At 43.0% G+C, this 19,910-nt stretch carries 13 protein-coding genes; 12 read left to right on the top strand and 1 reads right to left on the bottom strand.

Annotation, left to right across the window (positions count from 1 at the left end; translation table 11 throughout):
* Positions 1–22 precede the first annotated feature (22 nt).
* From yabP to MCG46_RS19150, 10 genes are all read left to right on the top strand, one after another.
* A complete protein-coding gene (gene yabP, locus MCG46_RS19195) occupies positions 23–328 on the top strand; it encodes a sporulation protein YabP (protein WP_020226238.1) in 306 nt (101 codons plus the stop codon).
* The gene (yabQ, locus tag MCG46_RS19190; protein WP_240281404.1) at positions 325–864 is read left to right on the top strand and encodes a spore cortex biosynthesis protein YabQ; all 540 of its coding nucleotides are present in this window, start codon (positions 325–327) and stop codon (positions 862–864) included. The genes yabP and yabQ overlap by 4 nt, the downstream gene beginning before the upstream one ends.
* A 158-nt stretch (positions 865–1,022) precedes the next feature.
* Positions 1,023–1,361 (top strand): FtsB family cell division protein, encoded by a 339-nt coding sequence (locus tag MCG46_RS19185; RefSeq protein WP_020226240.1) that lies wholly within the window; start codon positions 1,023–1,025, stop codon positions 1,359–1,361.
* Between the two features lie 247 nt (positions 1,362–1,608).
* Entirely contained in the window at positions 1,609–2,307 is a 699-nt protein-coding gene (locus MCG46_RS19180; protein WP_154240501.1) for an AT hook domain-containing protein, read from the top strand.
* A 247-nt stretch (positions 2,308–2,554) separates the two neighbouring features.
* Entirely contained in the window at positions 2,555–2,824 is a 270-nt protein-coding gene (locus MCG46_RS19175) for a hypothetical protein (protein WP_240281403.1), read from the top strand.
* A 199-nt stretch (positions 2,825–3,023) separates the two neighbouring features.
* Positions 3,024–3,431 (top strand): GNAT family N-acetyltransferase, encoded by a 408-nt coding sequence (locus MCG46_RS19170; RefSeq protein WP_240281402.1) that lies wholly within the window; start codon positions 3,024–3,026, stop codon positions 3,429–3,431.
* A 182-nt stretch (positions 3,432–3,613) separates the two neighbouring features.
* The gene (locus MCG46_RS19165; RefSeq protein ID WP_240281401.1) at positions 3,614–5,179 is read left to right on the top strand and encodes a flavocytochrome c; all 1,566 of its coding nucleotides are present in this window, start codon (positions 3,614–3,616) and stop codon (positions 5,177–5,179) included.
* 288 nt (positions 5,180–5,467) lie between these two features.
* The gene (locus MCG46_RS19160; RefSeq protein WP_240281400.1) at positions 5,468–12,922 is read left to right on the top strand and encodes a cadherin-like beta sandwich domain-containing protein; all 7,455 of its coding nucleotides are present in this window, start codon (positions 5,468–5,470) and stop codon (positions 12,920–12,922) included.
* A gap of 376 nt (positions 12,923–13,298) precedes the next feature.
* Positions 13,299–15,014, top strand: coding sequence for an ABC transporter ATP-binding protein (locus MCG46_RS19155; protein WP_240281399.1), 1,716 nt, complete (start codon positions 13,299–13,301; stop codon positions 15,012–15,014).
* Complete coding sequence (locus MCG46_RS19150; protein ID WP_240281398.1) at positions 15,007–16,743, top strand: ABC transporter ATP-binding protein; 1,737 nt, start codon at positions 15,007–15,009, stop codon at positions 16,741–16,743. The genes MCG46_RS19155 and MCG46_RS19150 overlap by 8 nt, the downstream gene beginning before the upstream one ends.
* Before the next feature lie 118 nt (positions 16,744–16,861).
* Here MCG46_RS19150 and MCG46_RS19145 read toward each other — a convergent pair whose 3' ends face one another.
* Positions 16,862–18,310: an ATP-binding protein gene (locus MCG46_RS19145; RefSeq protein WP_240281397.1), complete on the bottom strand. Its 1,449-nt coding sequence runs from the start codon at positions 18,308–18,310 to the stop codon at positions 16,862–16,864.
* 184 nt (positions 18,311–18,494) lie between these two features.
* On the opposite strand from MCG46_RS19145, the gene MCG46_RS19140 reads away from it, so the two are divergent.
* Positions 18,495–19,064 (top strand): hypothetical protein, encoded by a 570-nt coding sequence (locus MCG46_RS19140; protein ID WP_240281396.1) that lies wholly within the window; start codon positions 18,495–18,497, stop codon positions 19,062–19,064.
* Positions 19,065–19,077: 13 nt separating this feature from the next.
* The gene (locus tag MCG46_RS19135; protein WP_020225792.1) at positions 19,078–19,395 is read left to right on the top strand and encodes a MazG nucleotide pyrophosphohydrolase domain-containing protein; all 318 of its coding nucleotides are present in this window, start codon (positions 19,078–19,080) and stop codon (positions 19,393–19,395) included.
* The last annotated feature ends 515 nt before the right edge of the window (positions 19,396–19,910 follow it).

The raw sequence follows: 19,910 nt of genomic DNA, 5'->3' as shown, positions 1-19,910 counted from the left end.
AGAGAACAGGAGGTTTTTTCTTATGAGTGAAAGTCTGTTATCCAATCCTTTAAAATTTGAAACGAATCCGTATCATAACGTGGTGATGAAAGATAGGAAAAGCCTGGATCTGACGGGGGTCAAGCAGATCGACAGTTTTGACAGCAATGAATTCCTCTTAGAAACCAGCCAGGGCTGGATGCTGGTGCAGGGCAAGGATCTGACGCTGGGCAAGCTGGACACAGAGCGGGGAGAGGTCAGCATCCGCGGAGTGATCGACCGTCTGGAATATATTGTGAATAAAAAAGGGCCGGGCAAGGAATCATTTCTGGGTAAATTGTTGAAATGATCCTGCTTCCCCAGCAATTTCAGGCGCTGGTTTATCATTTTTTCAGCGGCTGGGTGTTCGCTTTGACCTGGAGCGGAATGAATCGGCTGACCTGGCACTTTCGCCGACATGTTGTGAGATGGGTTATAGAAACCCTCTACTTCTTTGTTTTTGTCACGCTCATGTATGCCGGACTGCTGCCGATTACCGGCGGTCAGACGCAGATGTATCTGATTCTGGTGTTTGTGCTGGGCGTGGCGATTTATCTGAAATTTTATGCTATGACCTTTTCCCCTGTGTTTGAAGGAATCGTTCGCTGGGGTGCCAAGCAGCTGACCTGTCTGAAAACACAAAAGGCTAAAAATCAGGCAGTCCTGAAACAGCATTCGGAGCTTCGCCGGAAAAAGAAAGCGGAAAAGCAGCAGCTTCAGAAAGCGAAACATCAGAAAAAACATCAGGCAAAGCAGGCAAAAAAGCAGCTAAAAAAACAAAAACGGCAGGCGAAGCGAAAACGAAAACACCCTGAACCGGAAGACGCTTCGTCCGCTGTTTTATAAATTGTGTCCCGATGGGGAGCGCGGGCAGTGAATGAATAAGGCTCCTTCCTTTCACTTCACCGGAGTTTCACTTGCGTTTAAATGAATTTTAAGTATAATAAAAGTGCACCTAAATTTTTATCATTTTCGCAAGAAAGCAGGCGAAGGAGGAATCGAACTTGACAGCTGAAAATCGAAATGAGCCGAAAACCGTCAAACCCAAAGGACGGAAAAAACGGAGCATGCTTGCAAAGTTCATCAGCTTGGTCGTCATTTGTTTTTCCTTGTTTATGCTTTACGGCGTAGTGAAGGAAGTCTTAACGACGATGGAATTGAAGCAGCAGATCTCCCGTGTGGAAGAAGAGCTGAAAACCCTTCAGGAAGAAAATAAATATCTGACACTGCAGCGGGATAAACTTGAAGATCCTGCTTACGTACAAAGCTATGCACGGGGAAGCTTTATGCTTTCCAAGGAAGGTGAACAGATATTCTATCTGCCGTCTGACGACAAGAAATAGCCAAGGAATACGCAATGAAAGCCGGGTCTTTAAGACCCGGTTTTTTTGTTTTTTGAGCTTTAGAATCCCGGACAACCTGAAAGAATGATGTAGGATTACCTGAAAAACAAAGGAAAAATAAGCGATTTTCCGGGGATAAATTCGGATAAATCAACTATTTTTCATACAACGACACGTTACGCGGGATTTCGACAAACCCCAACCCCTATAATGACGTCGTCAAGGTAAAGAAAGTGAGTGAATAAGGATGAAGGGTCCGGGAATCAACGATTATTTAAGAATACTTCAGCAGAAGAAGCAGGAGGCTCATGATCGAGGGGAGAAATGGATAGAAATTAGTTCCAAAGAACTACATCAGGAGGTTTCGCCGGAACATGCGACAATGCCGACCTGTTGTCAGGCAATCTACAAGCTGTTATATCAAGGTGATGAAATCCTGCAGCGTCCGAAGGGACAAACTGGTTTTGGCTCTCACCTGCGGGTTCGGTATTATGTCGATAACCTGACGGATCGGGAAGTGATGTTCCCGCCGAAAAAGCGCGGCCGTCCGGCTAAGAGTGAGGAACAGAAGCGGCGTGACCGAATGATGAAAAGCAGCCGGAATACGGAAGATCTGCGGCGGATTCTGGCAGCCTGGCTGAATGAACGCGGCTGGCAGACAACAGAATTCCCCAATAAGATCCAAGCTGAAAAAGATGGCATTACCTGGATCATCGAAGTTCAGGGAACCCATCGCGGACGACGTCAGCCGTTGCCGGTAAAGATCAATTCCATTCTTAAAGAAATCAGTGAGGATACAGCCAGCTCCGTTCGTTACAGCGTAGCTTTCAATGATTCGTCGGTCTATCGCAAACAGTGGAGCGAGATACCGAAAGTTCTGAAGAATAAACTGAATGTCAGTGTTATCTTAGCGGATAAAAGCGGAAATATTCAGGAAGTTAAATAATCATTATCCAAGGCTGAAAAACTTCATAATGAACTGTTGTAGAAAGATCCGGATTCTGGCGGATCTTTTCTTTTGATCATAGCGGAAAGATCAGTTGCGATTTCCAGGATTTGGTTGAAAAAGTAGACTTTTTGCACCAGGCCAAAATATGCCCAAAAACCAGGCTTTTTCCAGTAATTCTTATTATATTTCAATCGTCAGGTAAAGTCTACTTTATGATACAAGCAAAGAAAGACAGGTGGGAAACATGTGTGTGTTTGGGATCAACAGTGCGATTGAACAGATCTTAATCTTTCTTAAAAATGAAGTGCAGGCGGAAACGCTGACGGATCTGCGAAAGCCGGTTTATCGAGAACGCCTGTTGGAAATTCTGACCGAATGTCCGCTGGGATTGTATCATTTGGGAACGTGGCAGGAAGTTTTCCGCTGGCTGGACTGGTCTTTGTCTTTTTCTGATTATCCGGAGCTGAAATCGGCTTTGGAAAGCATCCGGTTAAAAGACGCCAATGAAGCTTAGGCATTGTCTTTGTTTCATAGCGGATTCGAGTTCATGGTAATGAAGGAAATCAGATGAAACAGGGCATGAAGATCAATCAGCGTTGTGATTTTGTTGGAATTAAGATCAAGAATAGAAAAGCAGGCAATAAATCAAAAATATTCTGAAACTTACATCGATTTCATAAAATGGAACAGAGCGTCATCAAGGAGGATCAGCGATGATTATTCAAACAATGCAGCCCGGTCGTGAAGAACAAATTTTACGCTTATATGAAGCTGTCGGCTGGACTGAATACACGCGCCAGCCCCAGCGGATTCGCTCGGCTTTTGATCGTTCGCTCTGCGTTTTGGAGCTGAGTCATGAGGATCAGCTGCTGGGTTTTGTAAGAGCTGTGGGAGATGGAGAGACAATTCTCTATGTGCAGGATCTAATTGTGGATCCGGACTATCAAAATCAAGGCTGGGGAACCTTGCTGCTTAAAACGCTGTGTGACCGCTATCCTCAGGTCCGCCAGAAAATATTGCTTAGCGATGATGTAGAAAAAATCCGTAGCTTTTATAAAAAGCTGGGGTGGGTCCCAGTTTCAGATATCCATTGCGAAGCCTGGGCTAAATTGCTATTTTAACCGCTTTCATAAATTGAAGATTAATAACCAAATTATCTATGATTAATTTCTTTTCGTTATGAAAAAAAGCGCAATGTTAAAAGGATTTAGTAAATTGTGTAAGATTTGTGAAAATTTTCTTGATTATCCTGTGCAAATTGATATACTAAGAACGCAAAAGCATTTGCAAAGGAGAGAATGAAATGAAGAAATTAATTGCTCTTACTCTTGCCAGCTTGATGCTTCTGACGGGCTGTTCCAGCGCGCCGAAGACCGAGGGCAACGAGACAACACCGACTCCGGAAGCGGCAGCAACAGAAGCTGACGTTATCGTCGTAGGCGCCGGCGGAGCGGGCATGACAGCAGCGATCGAAGCGGCAAACGCAGGCAAGTCGGTTATCGTTATTGAAAAAGCAGCGATGACAGGCGGCAACACAACGCGTTCTACTGGCGGGATGAATGCTGCAAATACACCAGAACAAGATGAGAATGAATTCACGGAAGGTGCTGGTGTTGAAAAAATGCTGGCCAGCGCTAAGGAAAGCTATCCGGATTTAGCGGATCTGGTTGCCACTGTGGAAACGCAGTGGGAAGAATACCAGGCCAATCCGACAGGTTACTTCGATACAGAAGAACTGTTTATGTTGGATACGCTGGTCGGCGGCAAGAACCTGAACGATCATGCATTGGTAGAAGTTCTGGCGAATGAAGCGAAGAACGGCATTGAATGGTTGAAGACCGTGGATGCGGATCTGTCCCAGGTTGGCAGCTTCGGCGGTGCCAGTGTAAAGCGGATTCATAAGCCGGTCAATGATGAAGGCAAGACGGTAGCTGTTGGTTCTTATTTAGTACCAAAGCTGACCAAAGCCGCAGAAGGCAAAGGCATTCAGTTTGTCATGGAAACGGCGGCGACAGAATTAGTCGTAACCGACGGAAAGGTTACCGGCGTTAAAGCGGGAGAAACAACCTATACCGGCAAAGCGGTTGTTTTGGCAACCGGCGGTTTCGCAGCCAATACCGAAATGGTTTTACAGTACAAGCCGGATTATGAAGGCTTTGTCTGCACCAATGCTCCGGGTATGACAGGCGACGGCATCGTTATGGCTCAGGCGATCGGTGCGGATACTGTAGATATGGAACAGATTCAGATCCATCCGACAGTTTCTCAGGAAACCAGCGCTCTGATCACTGAAGGGCTGCGCGGCGATGGTGCGATTCTGGTCAACAGCGAAGGCAAGCGTTTCTTTGATGAAGTCGGTACGCGGGATGCTGTATCCGCTGCTGAAGTTGCTCAGCCGGGCGGATTTGCATGGCTGATCGTCGATAACAAGATGGTTGAAGCTTCCAGCGTTATTGCGGGTTACATCAAGCAGGGTCTGACGGTTGAAGGTGCGGATGTTGAAGCTCTGGCTGCTGCCATGGGTGTTGATGGTACAGCTTTAGTTGAAACGATGGATAAGTGGAATGCTTGTGTAGAAGCGGGCAAAGATGAAGAATTCGGCCGTACCAGCTTTGCGAACAAGCTGGATGAAGGTCCTTACTATGCAATCAAAGTGGCTCCGGGTGTTCATCACACCATGGGCGGTCTGAAGATCAACCCGAACACAGAAGTTCTGGATGCTTCAGGCAATGCTATCGCGGGTCTGTATGCAGCAGGCGAAGTTACCGGCGGTGTTCACGGCGCTAACCGTTTAGGCGGCAATGCGGTTGCGGATATCATCGTCTTTGGCCGAATTGCAGGTCAGCAGGCAGCAGCTTACGCTGAATAAGTAATCAATTTCAAACTCAATAGAACTCATGTTTAAGGGCTTAGAACAAGCTCTGAACATGAGTTTTTTTTCATTTCAATTAAAAATGGAAAGACTTTGGAAAAATATAATGGATTTCTTTAGAAATTCAAGAACAAATATAAAAGTTTTATGAACTTTACTTATATAACCGTTGTTTTCAACAAGATCTTCGAGTACCATTAAAGATGTAAACGCTAACAAAATAATAGGGAGAAAGTTCGGTATTTTGTCAGCGTTCATGTTTAAGGAATGAGGAGTATATTTATTATGCGTAATTCTGTTCGACGATGGACTGCCTTGATCAGTGCAGTCTTGTTTGCTTTGCCCTCTGCACCCATGACAATAAAGGCGAATACACCGCAAATCTTAGAAGGTGATTATATTGTCATTACCAACACCAATTCAAAAATATTCGGTGATGCTGAATCAACCGGAGCCTTAGTTGTTGACGCAGGGGGCGCGGCAGCGAATGAAAGTAATCGTTCAGTTTACGAAACCAATGATAATTTCATCGAAAAGGAAATTCCTGAATCTCGAATCAATTATGCCAACCGTTCTGCGAGAGTGAAAACTTATCAGATTGGCGAAGTGCGTGGACAGTATGAGGTACTTGCGGTCAGTGAACACAGCGTGATTTGGATGGATAAAGATTTAAAAGCAAAATATGGTGACAATGCGATTTTAGCTGCTGAAGAGATGATTCAAGTCTATGAAGGTCGTCCTTATGAGATTCTTAACGAAATCAGTAATCATGACTTTCCTTATCAGGACGGATCAGGAAAACTATCCATCATGTTGGAAGTCACAAGCAATGGCTCTTCTGGATATTTTTCTCAGGATCCGGATATTACAGCAATTCATATCAACGCGCCTGAAACATATAAAAAGGGTTATTTCAATGGAACAAGTGGTCTGTTGACGCATGAAGGTCAACATGCTGTTTTCTTTTGGAAAGTTCTGAGCGGAAATTCTGATTCCACGCTGAGGTGGTTTAATGAAGGCTTATCTGTAGCGATTATGGATTATACCTGGGGTGGTAATGACCCAACAGGTTGGCTGGAGAAAATTTCGGGGAATAATACGATCCGCAAAGGCAGTGCTTTAACGTACTCCACTTATCGAAATACAACGGTTCAAGATTATTCCATGCCGTATTTGTTTGTTCGTTATCTAATCAGTCAAAAAGCAGAAGACTATCAGCCAATTGAATTCATTAAATCAGTTTATAATGTAAAATTTAATGGGGATACGGCTCAATTTATCGAAGCCGTATTAGCGAATGCTGGATTAAAAACAAAACTGCCAACTTTTTCGGATGCATTGAAAAATTTTTATATCGCTGCATTTAAACAAAGTGAATCGGGATTAGATGGATTCTATGGTGATCCGATTGTAAAAAAACAGGTGTCCAATTACCCGGTTGCTTATTTAAATACCAATACAGAAATCATGTTGGAACCAACAGCCTCCCTTGTTGTCAAAACCATTGATGGAAAATTTACTGTACCTTCAGACCATGGGGAACATATCACATATACCCCAGTAACTTTGGATTCATCAATAAGTCTTAGCGGACAAGGTACTGAAACAGACCCTTATTTAATTAAGACGCCGGCAGATTTACGTTATTTGTCTGTCGCACCTTCTGCCTTTTTCCGTTTGGAGCAGGATTTGGATTATAGCGGGAAAAACTGGATGAGTGTCGCAGATTTTTCTGGTGTTTTGGATGGCGCAAATCATACAATTTTTTCGTTAAATCAGCCGCTGATCAGTCAGAATACGGGTACTATTGAGAATTTGAATGTGACTGTGGATATCAATGTTGACAGCAGTAATTATGTAGGAGGATTGGTTTGCGCCAACCAAGGAATAATTACAGATTGTTCTATTGGCGGTACAATGCGCGTCAATATGTTGGAAAGTTCGATGAGCTTTTTAACACAAGCCATTGGTGGAATGTCTGGATATAATGAGATGCCAGGCATAATCTCAAGAAGTTATTCTACGGTGGCATTAACGGGTCAGCTGTCAGCATCCCTTTCAGCTATAGGCAACTTTGTCGGATATAATACGGGTATTATTGAAGATAGTTATTCGGCGGGAAGTTTAACTGTGAGCCGATCTACATCCGCAATAACCTCAGCTTATGCAGGTGGATTCTTAGGACAATCTGGAAGCAGTACATCATTCACACAATTTGGTTTTCGCGTTCAGAATTGTCATAGTGTGACCCCTCTGAATATCACAGATTCTTCTAATATTTTGAAGGTTGGTACCTTTGAGGGTTATGCTAATTCGACAAATCAGAGTTCTGTCTATGCATTAAGTCAGGCTGATTATCCTGCGGTTGCGGTTCATACAGGAGAGGATAACAGAAAGGCTCAGAACAAATCGGCGGAAGAAATGAAAACCGAGGCTACATTTGTCAGTTGGGATTTTGGAACAGTCTGGACGATGGGAAATGCGTATCCAGAATTAGGCAAAGCTGAGCTGATCCTGGGAGAGATACTTGGTTTAGCTGAATGCTATGTAGGGGAAGATTATAACTCACGGTTAAAATTTTCTGCTCAGCTACAGGTCAATTCAGGGACAGTCTCTATTACAAAGAATATGCTGGAAGGTTTTAATCCAGAGAAAGAAGGACCATTGACTTTTACCGTGAACTATCGTGGTCAGCGAAAGACACATACGATTCAGGTGCGAAAACCAACAATAAGTGAAATAGAAATTTCTAATAAACCGACCAAGCTGAACTACCAGGAAGGAGATCACTTTAATCCGGAAGGGATTAAACTCTATGCAAAAACATCAGATAACGTAAATCTTTATATTATCTCTGGATTTACTTGGGAGCCGGAAGGGCCGTTAGATACTTCTGTCAAAGAGATTAAAATCCACTATTTTGATTCAACGTTAACACAGACGATTAATGTATCTGAAAAAATTGTAGATCGAATAGAAATCATTAATGAACCTGAAAAAATGGTTTATCGTCCAGGTGAAGCTTTCGATCCAACGGGAATGCAGCTAAGAATTACCTATACCAATAATAATCAAACTGAGATTTTTGGATCGAATCAATTTGAGAAGTATGGAATCGGATTTGCGATTGAAAACGATGGAGAACTTGTCGTTATTGATACCAATGAATTAAGTCCTGAAATCAATGGAATGACTTTATATGCAACTTCAGGAGATGTAGGTGTAAAGATAGGACTGGTTTATGTGATTGAACCGCTTAATTTCAAGGATCAAACGATTGAAGTAGCGGCAGGTGTTGATTATGGTGATAGTGATCTTAATAATGGCCAAGCTCAAATGATTCAACCAATCCAGGTTGGAGAAGTCACAGGCGGAAGTGGAAAATATAACTATTCACCAGCGTATGTAGTGGTAGACGGAACTTTAGCTTTAGGATTTGCGGGGGATATTCTTGAGCTTAGAGGAAAAGCTGAGAATCTAGGAACCTATACTAAAAAAATAAAGGTCGTGGATGAGACCACTTCTGAAGAAGTGATTGCAACGATTACTGTGAAGGTCACGAATAATAAAAATTCAGATGCTGATTTTGAAACGTTTGAGATACCCTACGATAGTACTAATGCGAATTTAGTAAACGGCGGTATTGTTGGAATCGTGGATTCTGTCAATAAAACAGTAACTTTGAATCTTCCTAAGGCTCAAGATGGATCGCAGTATGCAGACAAATTAATACCTGCATTTAAGTTGACAAGAGGGACTTTAATTAATGTTTGGAATCAGGTGTTGATGTTGGAAAAGGATGCTTATGTTTTGACATCTGAGGATGGTACAACAGTCAATAAATATACTGTGATCGTTAACTATGAGGATGATTCATTATTAAGAAATGCGGAACTTAAAACACTTTCAATCGAAGGCGTTGATTTAGGCAGCTTTGATTCTTCAATAGTCCAGTATTCAGCTGATGTTGAAAACAATGTAACTGATCTGAAGGTTACTGCCACAGCACAGGCTGAGGGAGCAACCGTAACGATCACAGGTAATCAGGATCTGAAAGTTGGAAAGAATGAAGTTGTCGTTAAAGTGGTTGCGAAAGACGGATTTACAAATAAGTATTATCGCATTACGATCAATCGTAAAGCTGCGCCGCAAAAATCGACGGATGCAAGCTTGAAATCGCTAGGCATCAGCGAAGGAACACTTTCCCCAGTATTCAGTAAAGATACGATGAGCTATACCGCAACCGTGGATAATAGTGTTTCACAGCTAACAGTCAGTGCAGAGTCAACAGACACAAAAGCCACTGTTACGGGAACGGGAGTTCAGAACTTAATCGTTGGAACGAATACGATCGAAATTGGGGTTACAGCTGAAGATGGAACAACGAAGAAGACGTATACCATTGTAGTTACACGACAGGCTGCGAAATCGACCGATGCGACATTGAAATCACTGAGCATCAATGAAGGAACACTTTCCCCAGAATTCAGTAAAGATACGATGAGCTATACTGCAACGGTAGAGAACAGTGTCTCTCAGTTAACAATCAGTGCAGAGCCAACAGACACAAGAGCCACTGTTACGGGAAGCGGAGTTCATAACTTAACCGTTGGAACGAATACGATCGAAGTTGGGGTTACAGCTGAAGATGGAACAACGAAGAAGACGTATACCATTGTAGTTACACGCCAGGCTCCAAAATCGACCGATGCGACATTGAAATCACTGAGCATCAGTGAAGGAACACTTTCCCCAGAATTCAGTAAAGATACGATGAGCTATACCGCAACCGTGGATAACCGTGTTTCACAGTTAACAGTCAGTGCAGAGTCAACAGACACGAAAGCTACTGTTACTGGAAGCAGAGTTCATAACTTAACCGTTGGAACGAATACGATCGAAGTTGGGGTTACAGCTGAAGATGGGACAACGAAGAAGACGTATACCATTGTAGTTACTCGACAGGAAGCGAAATCTTCAGACGCAACATTGAAATCACTGAACATCAGTGAAGGAACACTTTTCCCAGAATTCAGTAAAGATACGATGAGCTATACTGCAACCGTGGATAATAGTGTTTCACAGCTAACAGTCAGTGCAGAGTCAACAGACACAAAAGCCACTGTTACGGGAAGCGGAGTCAAGAATTTAGCCGACGGAACGAATACGATTGAAATTGGGGTTACAGCTGAAGATGGGACAACGAAGAAGACGTATACCATTGTAGTTACACGACAGGCTCCAAAATCGACCGATGCGACATTGAAATCACTGAACATCAGTGAAGGAACACTTTCCCCAGAATTCAGTCAAGATACAATGAGCTATACTGCAACCGTGGATAACAGTGTTTCTCAGTTAACGGTCAGTGCAGAGTCAACAGACACGAAAGCTACTGTTACGGGAAGCGGAGTCAAGAACTTAATCGTTGGAACGAATACGATCGAAGTTGGGGTTACAGCTGAAGATGGAACAACGAAGAAGACGTATACCATTGTAATTACACGCCAGGAAGCGAAATCGACCGATGCGACATTGAAATCACTGAGCCTCAATGAAGGAACACTTTCCCCAGTATTCAGTAAGGATACGATGAGTTATACCGCAACCGTGGATAACAGTGTTTCTCAGTTAACAGTCAGTGCAGAGCCAACAGACACGAAAGCTACTGTTACGGGAACGGGAATTCAGAACTTAACCGTCGGAACGAATACGATCGAAATTGGGGTTACAGCTGAAGATGGAACAACGAAGAAGACGTATACCATTGTAATTACACGCCAGGAAGCGAAATCTTCAGACGCAACATTGAAATCATTAATTCTCAGTAATGGAACGTTAACTCCTATATTTTCACCTGATACTGAAAACTACAGCGTAATAGTCGCTAACAGCGTTAAAGAAATTACTGTTAATGTTGCAACGAATCATGCGAAAGCAACGGCAGAGGTAATCGGAAGTACATCTTTAGCTGAAGGAGAAAATAAAATCTCAATTCAAGTGACCGCAGAAGATGGAACTGTTAAAACATATACTATTACAATTACCCGTGAAGCTTTAAAATCGAGTGATGCTTCTTTAGAGGAACTTACTTTATCTGCGGGAAGTCTCGATCCTCAATTTAATCCTGAAATCTTTGCTTATTCAGTAGTTGTCGAAAATGAAATTACTTCTTTGCAGGTTCATGCGGTTGCTAAGCATGCAAATGCGACGGTAATGGCAACGGGCTTCTCTGATTTGCAAGTAGGTGAGAATCAGATAACAGTAACGGTAACCGCGGAAGACGGAACGAAAAAAGAAACCATAATTACGGTTATTCGCAAGGAACCAATCCGCTCTTCCAATGCAAATTTAAAAGCCATTCAAGGAATAGTATTAAATGAAACCTTTGATCCAGAAGTCTTGGAATATACCGCAAAAGCAGTGAATCCAAGCATGATTCAAATTCTGGGTATTACTCAGGATGATCAAGCTTCTGTGAATGCTCAGGCTTCCAGTCTGGATGATGAAGGCGTTCTTTGGACGATTCATGTAACAGCAGCTGATGGAAGTGTAAAGGAATATTTCGTTACAATCACTAAGGAAGAATTAGAGCTGTCCCATGATGCACTATTGTTAAGCCTGGAAGGATTGAACGTAGATCCTGAATTTAATTCTTATGTTTACAGTTATAACGCCGAAGTTGAAGCAGATATTACGTCCTTGACGCTGAATGTAACGGTCAGCGATCATGCTTCGGTCCAAATCAGCGGACATGAGAACCTTCATGAAGGTCAAAATAAGATTGTAATTACAGTTGTTGCGGAAGATAACTCGACCAGTATGACGTATACAATTAATGTTACACGTAAGAGCGCCGCAAAGCCGAATGCAGATACACAATTATTATTAGAAAAACTGATCAGTACCGATAAAGTAAATGAAGGTAGTATGCATGATTTTGTGCAGCTGCATCAGGCATTGAATGCTTTGCCTGAAGATCAAAAAGTGTTCTTCACTCAGGAATATCAAGAAAAGCTGAATGCTTTGAAATCAGTTGCTGAAAAAGTTAATCATCAGCCAACGGGAGCCAGTGTTGAAAATATTCCTTGGCATATTGCTTTAGAAGTAGAAGAACTATCCAAAGAAGTAGCTAAGGGTTACGTTCAGTCTGTATTAGGAAAGCAGGAAGTTTTGTTTGGTCTGCAGATTCAATTTGTGGATAGAGTGAATAACGATACCTTATGGAATTCAGGTTCATCAATTACAATCGCTGTTGAGAAGGTGATTGATTTAGAGACCTTTACTGAGATTAAGGTTTATCACATTGCCAACGGAGTACCAACTGAGCGTCAGATTACAATGGAGGGTGGAATTACAAAGATTACAAGTCCTGATTTCTCACCATTTGTTGTGACGGGAACACGAAGAGAACAACAGAAACCTCACGAAGAAGAATCAAAAACAGAGAATGAAGTCATACCGACTCCAACCGCGTCTATCCCTGCGAAAGCAAAACCGAAACCGACATCAGAGCCAAGTCGGCTGCCGCAGACAACGCCGGAAACAACTCCGGAAACCAATATGAAGAGCGAACCAACAAGTTTACCAACTGAAACTCCAAAGGCGAGTTCTGTACCGGAAGCAACCATCCAACCTCAGAAATCGACAAATCAGTCATCTTCTTGGATTCTTTGGGTAACTGTCCTTGGTATTGCAGTAATCGGTGGTGGTTTCTTCATCTTTAAGAAATTAAAATAGAAGCAGGAAGGCATACCAATAAAAAAGATATGCAAGAATCATTCTAAAAAATAAATAGGAAAAACGATAGGAAGCGCCAAAAAATGCTTTCTATCGTTTTCCTATTTTCTTAAAGCTGGTTTTGACGGATCCTTTAAAAAGGAAGTCCAAGGTTCTCTTTCATATGAAATAACGAGTTCAAAGTGTAGGTAAAAATCAAGAGAGTAACAGGGAGTGAATTCAGATTTCTAAAAGATTTCAATTACTTTCTTATAATGAATGTAATTTTTGAACTGGAAAGTTAGCCAGAGACTGGTATAATGATAGAGAAAAGCTTAGCTTGCTAACAGTTGGTAAAGGAAACTAAGTGAGAATAAAGGGGGAATGAGAGTCAGTTATGGAACTTTTGAAGAAATATTTAAAACCGCTGCTGAAAGATATGTCGATCAGCTTCCTGATGAAGGCGCTGGGAGCGTTGGCGGTGCTGCTGCTGCCGTATCTGCTGGCCTATGTCATCGATTCGATTGTACCCATGAAAGATGTTCAATTAATTGTAATCTATGGTGTGATCATGATCGTGGTTTCTGTGGCCGGTTGGATTTTTGATATCATGGCGAACCGGCTGGCGTCACGGGTAGCCCGTGATGCAACAATTCATATCCGGCATGATCTCTTTGAAAAAACAATTCGGCTGTCCTGCCGCAAGGGTGATGAATTTACCATCCCTTCGCTGGAAAGCCGGCTGACCAGCGATACGTACAATGTCCACCGGATGATCGGCATGATTCAACGGATGGGCGTCCGCGCTCCGATCCTGCTGATCGGCGGCATGATCATTACCCTGATCATGGAGCCGGTGTTGGCCATGGTCATGCTGGCAACGCTGCCTTTTATCACCTATCTGGTTTACTCCAAAGCGACAAAAGGGATTCCAATGTTCACCAAGGTGCAGCAGGCCCAGGATCGGATGATTTCCGTTGTTCGTGAAAATGCTCAGGGCATTCGCGTGATCAAGGCCCTGTCCAAAGCGGATCATGAAAAAAAGCGCTATGAAAGCGTGAATATGGGATTGGCCAATGAGGAACTCAAAGCGAATACCCGAATGGCGGCAATCAATCCGCTGATGAATCTGTTTATGAATTTAGGTTTGGTCGGGGTAATTCTCGTCGGCGCCTGGCGGGTCAACGGCGGCTTGAGTGAAACCGGGAAAATTATCGCGTTTACCAACTACTTTACGATTATCACCAATGCGATGATGTCGATCAGCCGAATTTTCGTGATGACTTCCAAGGGCATTGCGAGTGCGGATCGAATTGAGGAAGTGCTTAAAGCTCAGGATGAGATGGAAATCATCACCGATGATTCTCCGCTGAATGATAAGATTGTGGAATTTGATCATGTCAGTTTTTCCTATTTGGGAATTAAGGATAATGTGGAAGACATCACCTTCAGCCTGAAAAAGGGACAGACATTGGGCATTATCGGGGCTACCGGATCTGGAAAATCAACAATTTTACAGCTGTTGATGCGCTTCTATGATGCAGATACCGGCGTGATTCGGATTCATGGCCGGGATATCCGCAGCTATGATCCGAAAGATCTGCGTCAGGAATACGGCATTGTCATGCAAAATGACTTTATCTTCCAGGATTCAGTTCGGGAGAATATTGCTTTCGGCCGTCCGATTGACGATGAACTGTTGGATGAAGCAACCCAGATTGCTCAGGCCCGTCCGTTCATTAAGAGTTTAACCGATGAATTTGATTATAAGCTGAATTCCAAAGGCACTAACCTTTCCGGCGGGCAACGGCAGCGGATTTTCCTATCGCGGGCCTTTGTCAATAATCCGAAGATTCTGCTGCTCGACGATTCCAGTTCGGCGCTGGATTATGAAACCGATGCACGGCTGCGCAAAGCGATCAACACACACTTTGCCGAAACGGCAAAGGTCATCGTGGCGCAGCGAGTTTCCAGCATCATGCATGCAGATGAGATTCTAGTTTTGGATCAAGGGAAAATCGTGGCACGCGGAACGCATGATGAGCTGATGCAGACCAGTGAAATTTATGCGTCGATCAGCGACAGTCAGATGGGAGGTGCGCTGCTTGAATAGAAAAGCGACAATCCGGCGGTTGATCGGATATTTAAAGGAATCGAAGTTTTTGCTTCTTCTGGCCTGTATTACGACGATCGTTGCCAACGTGCTGGCTCTGTATGGTCCTAAACTGACCGGCATGGCGATTGATGCGATCGGGGGGCCAAGTCAGGTCAATTTTGACCGGGTTCTCTATTACTGTATATTGATGGTCATCTTCTATGTGGTTTCCAGCGTTTTAACTTACATCCTGCAGATCATTCTGCTGCAGGTATCCAAAAAGATCACACATCGGATGCGCAAGCAGGTTTTTGAACATCTGCTGGAACTGCCGGTTAGTTATTTTGACCGCAATCAGACCGGGGATATCGTATCGAAGATTTCTTATGATATCGACACGATCAATACTTCACTGTCCAGTGATATTCTTCAGCTGGTGACCGGCGTCATCACTGTCGTGGGCTCATTATTGATGATGTTGTCGATCGCGCCGATCCTGGTTCTGGTCTTTGTCATCACCGTTCCGATTACCCTGGTCTTTGCCCGCTACCGAATGATCAAAGTAAAGCCTTTGTTTCGCCGGCGTTCACGAAAGCTGGGGGAACTGAATGGATTTACCGAAGAGATGTTGTCGGGAAACAAAACGATTAAGGCCTATGGTCAGGAAGATACAATTATCACTAAATATGACGGCCGTAATGAGGACGCCAGTCAGGCGTATTATACGGCGGATTATGAAGGCAGCATCATGGGGCCTTCCGTCAACTTTGTCAACAATCTGTCGCTTTCTCTGATCAGTATGTTCGGAGCGATTCTGTTTCTGATGGGCAAAATTACAATCGGCAATATTTCCTCCTTTGTTATGTACTCCCGGAAGTTCTCGGGACCCATCAATGAAACAGCGAATATCATCACTGAGCTGCAAACAGCTGCGGCTGCGGCGGAGCGGATCTTCCGACTGCTGGATGAGCCGGCAGAGCTTCCGGATGAAGCGGATGCCAAGGTCTTGATAGATACGCGAGGGATGGTTGATATTGATCATGTCAAATTCGGGTATACGCCGGAAAAAGAGATCATCCATGATCTGCGGCTGCATGCTGATCCTGGCCAGCTGGTGGCCATTGTCGGTCCGACCGGGGCAGGCAAGACGACGATCATTAATTTGCTGATGCGGTTCTATGATGTCAATGAAGGCGTGATTTCGGTTGACGGTTATCCAATCCGTAATCTGACCCGCGACAGTCTGCGCAAGGCGTTTACGATGGTTCTGCAGGATACCTGGCTGTTCCAGGGGACTATTCAGGAAAATGTCGCGTATGCCCGTGACGATGCCACTTTGGAAGAGGTCATCGATGTTTGCAAGAAGGCACATATCCATGATTTCGTAGAAACTCTGCCGCAGGGCTATCAGACTGTGCTGACCGATGACGGCGTCAACATTTCCAAAGGTCAGAAGCAGCTGCTGACGATTGCGCGGGCGATGTTGTCGAATGCTAGAATGCTGATCTTGGATGAAGCTACCTCAAATGTTGATTCTCGGACAGAAATGGCGATTCAGGACGCAATGCTGGAACTGATGAAAGGCCGAACGTGTTTCGTTATTGCCCATCGTCTTTCCACGATTAAAAATGCGGATGTGATTTTGGTTCTGAAGGAAGGCAATATCATTGAGTCCGGAACTCATGACGAACTGCTTCAAGCTCGTGGGTTCTATGCTAAACTGTTTAACAGTCAGTTTGAAAGTTAATTCAAGATAAAAAGAAACAGCTGCGACAAGCGGATAACCAATCCTGCTGCCTCAGCTGTTTTATTACGTTTAAATCGAAAGTGAGATCTTAAAGATAAAATGTGCATTATTGTTGTGACTAACTCATGCTACGATAACCCTGTTTTTCGGCATGACCAAGCAGATAAAGGAAAGCAAAGGCAGGGATACGAATTAAGTCTTTACCATTTTTCGTATGATGAACACCATAATCATCACTATTTTTAGTGACGATGATTGAAGCAGCTGCTTCTTTGCTTAATTCCACAATGGCGTCATTGTCTGGGATGGGAGCTCCCTCCCGATATTTAACTTCAATATGAATGTTTTTTTGATTGGAGCATTCAACTACAATATCAATCTCGTTTCCCCGTTTTCCACCTCGGTAGTACCCGACGGAGGCTGCCTGTTGATAATAGAATGCAGCAACATGCTTATACACGGCTGTCTCAACGATTTTTCCCATTTCGATGGGATTGCTTAGAATGGTATCATCCATTAAGACTGCATTTCTGATTGCAGCGTCTGCAATGTAGATTTTAGGACTCGCCTTTAAAACTTTTTTGCCAGCGATATTGACAGGCCAGCTTTGATATATCAAATGTGCGCTTTCAAGATATTGAATATAGTTTTCTACCGTGGGTCGGCTAACTCCATTTAATTCTCTCGAAATGGCATCAATCGAAACGATTTCTGAAGAAACGTTGCAAAGATAAATGAAGATTCTTTCTAATTCTGTCGCATTCCGAATTTTATAAATCGAGGGTAAATCGCGTTTTAAAACTTTATCGACAACATCATCCCGCATAATTTGTTGAGCAAGGACATCATTGTCAGCTAAGGCCAATTCCGGAAATCCACCCACTTGTAGATAACGAATAAAATGATTCTGAACTTTAGATAGCTGAAGCATAATTTGAGTACGTTCTTGCTGCGATTGATTTAATAGCGGGGTAATTTTGAGATTTGCAGGTAACTCAGGCCGATCGACATTTAATAATTCACAATATTCGTAAAAAGACAGCGTGGGAACTTGAATAATTGTCCAACGACCTGCTCCACTTTCCTGATTTCCTTTTATTAGCGCCGGACTGGCTGAGCCTGTTGCAACAATTTGTGTGTCTGGCTGCATATCATAGATCGTTTTTAACCATTTATCCCAATTTTGAGCATATTGAATTTCATCAAAAAAATAATAGACATCCTGATCAGGATATATATTTTCGTGATAACAATCCAAAATTTCATTCATTTCGCTTAATTTCAGCATCGGGTGATCCATGGAAATAAAAATAATTTTCTGTGGTAAAACTCCATTCTTCAAGAGTGTATCAATCATCTGATATTGAATTGTGGTTTTTCCAACCCTGCGTGTTCCTGTTAAGAGAACAGTGCGTCTCAAAGTTGATTGATTCAACCATTTCATAGCTTCATAAAAAGCAAAACGTTTATAAGATTTCATTAATTTCGGATTGACTGTATCCATTTTCCACCATGGATTATAAGAGGATAATACCCGCAGTAAGGCTTCTTTGCTTATAATTGCCATTCAAAACACCTCTCTTTTGTATAATTTTAGCTCAAATATCCATATTTGTCATCAATTATTATAAGTATACTTATAATAATTGATATAAAATTTGAAGATTTCATCGAATTTTATTAAATTATGAGTAGTTGAGTACAATCTTAGGAAAGTATGCGATAATAAAGATAAAGAAGAAGGCGAAAAAATGACACGGGAAGAATGGAAGCAGGCATGCCGAAAGAATGTTTTTGGACGTTTTCGATTTTATCTAATTGCGGTGGGCATTGCCGTGCTGATCGCTGTACTGGCTGTGATGCGTAGGCCTGGACAGATTATCGTAATGGGGCTGGCAGGTTTAGTGGGACTTGTCCTGATTGGAATTCTGCTTTTATTAGCGATGGAATTTCGCGGCATTGATCGAATGGCAAAGACTTTGCCTGAATCCCTGGGGTTATTGTGTCAGTTAAATTATCTGTGGCTGGGGGAAGAGAAAGCCTATTATTGGTTCCGTCGTCGTGGATATACGATTCTCTATGAGGAACTGGTTTCCTGCAGTATCGCACCTGTTTCGGAAACTCCATACGCAAGCGGAAGTGCTGACGATGGCATGCTGATCCTGGGATTAAAGGATCAGCGCAGTCTGAGCGTAAATCTCAAAGATAAGGATAACGCAGTTAAAGCGGCACAATACTTAAAGACAAAGAATCCGCGGTTGGTGCTGGCGGATATTAACGAAAAACAAGTTTCACTTGAAGAAATCCATAACGAAGGATAAGGAGAGCGGCAACGTGGACGGAAGAATTACGATTCAGTATTTGCAGGCGTACATCAAAGCGAAGGATCATCATCCCGAACGGGCAAAAGATTATCTTTTAAAGCTCGTGGAAGAAACCGGGGAATTGGCCAGAGCTATGCGCAAAGAACGCATACCCGCTTCGCCAGATCAGATCAAAGGGACGATTGAAGAGGAAATCTGGGATATCCTGTATTATGCTCTGGCAGTCGCGAATTGTTATGATATTGATGTTGAAACGTGGATTCCGATCAAGGAGAAATTGAATCAACAGAAATATCCCTCTGAAGCACAATTTGAACTGGATCGATAAACGCAGCGGCTGAAGCTGGTCAACTAATTGACATAAAAATCACAAATCGCAGGCATAACCATTGACAGCCCTGCGATTTTTTTGGTATTTTATGAATGTAGATAGGAAGCTGGATTTTCAGCTTCAATGTTTCGGATTGATCCAGCCCCTCCATGATGGAAGAGTTCAGGAACCAAATTCTAATCAATGGAATAGACTAATGAGAAGCCAGACTGTCCGACTTCTTTTTCCGTATTCTTAAGTAAAAATAAGCACAGACTAATAGAAAGGTGATGATGAATGTTTAAATTAGCGATGATCCTGGTTGCGTTCCTGTATTGGATTCTGCATTAAAGTCACAGAGTGTTCAGTGAAAAGCGAGGGAGTTTTGACTGAACAGCCTGATAAAGGAAAAGGAAGCGTTTAGGCTTCAAATCAGGAACTGCCGGATTTCGGCAGTTTTTGTTTTACCGAGTTCATTCAGCTCTTTTTCTGATGGAAGAGAAAAGGCTTGTGAGAGTGAATCAAGTAGGCTA

The sequence above is a fragment of the Holdemania massiliensis genome, assembly GCF_022440805.1.
Classification (GTDB): Bacteria; Bacillota_I; Bacilli_A; order Erysipelotrichales; family Erysipelotrichaceae; genus Holdemania; species Holdemania massiliensis_A.
This window is presented reverse-complemented; position numbering and strand designations above follow the sequence as displayed.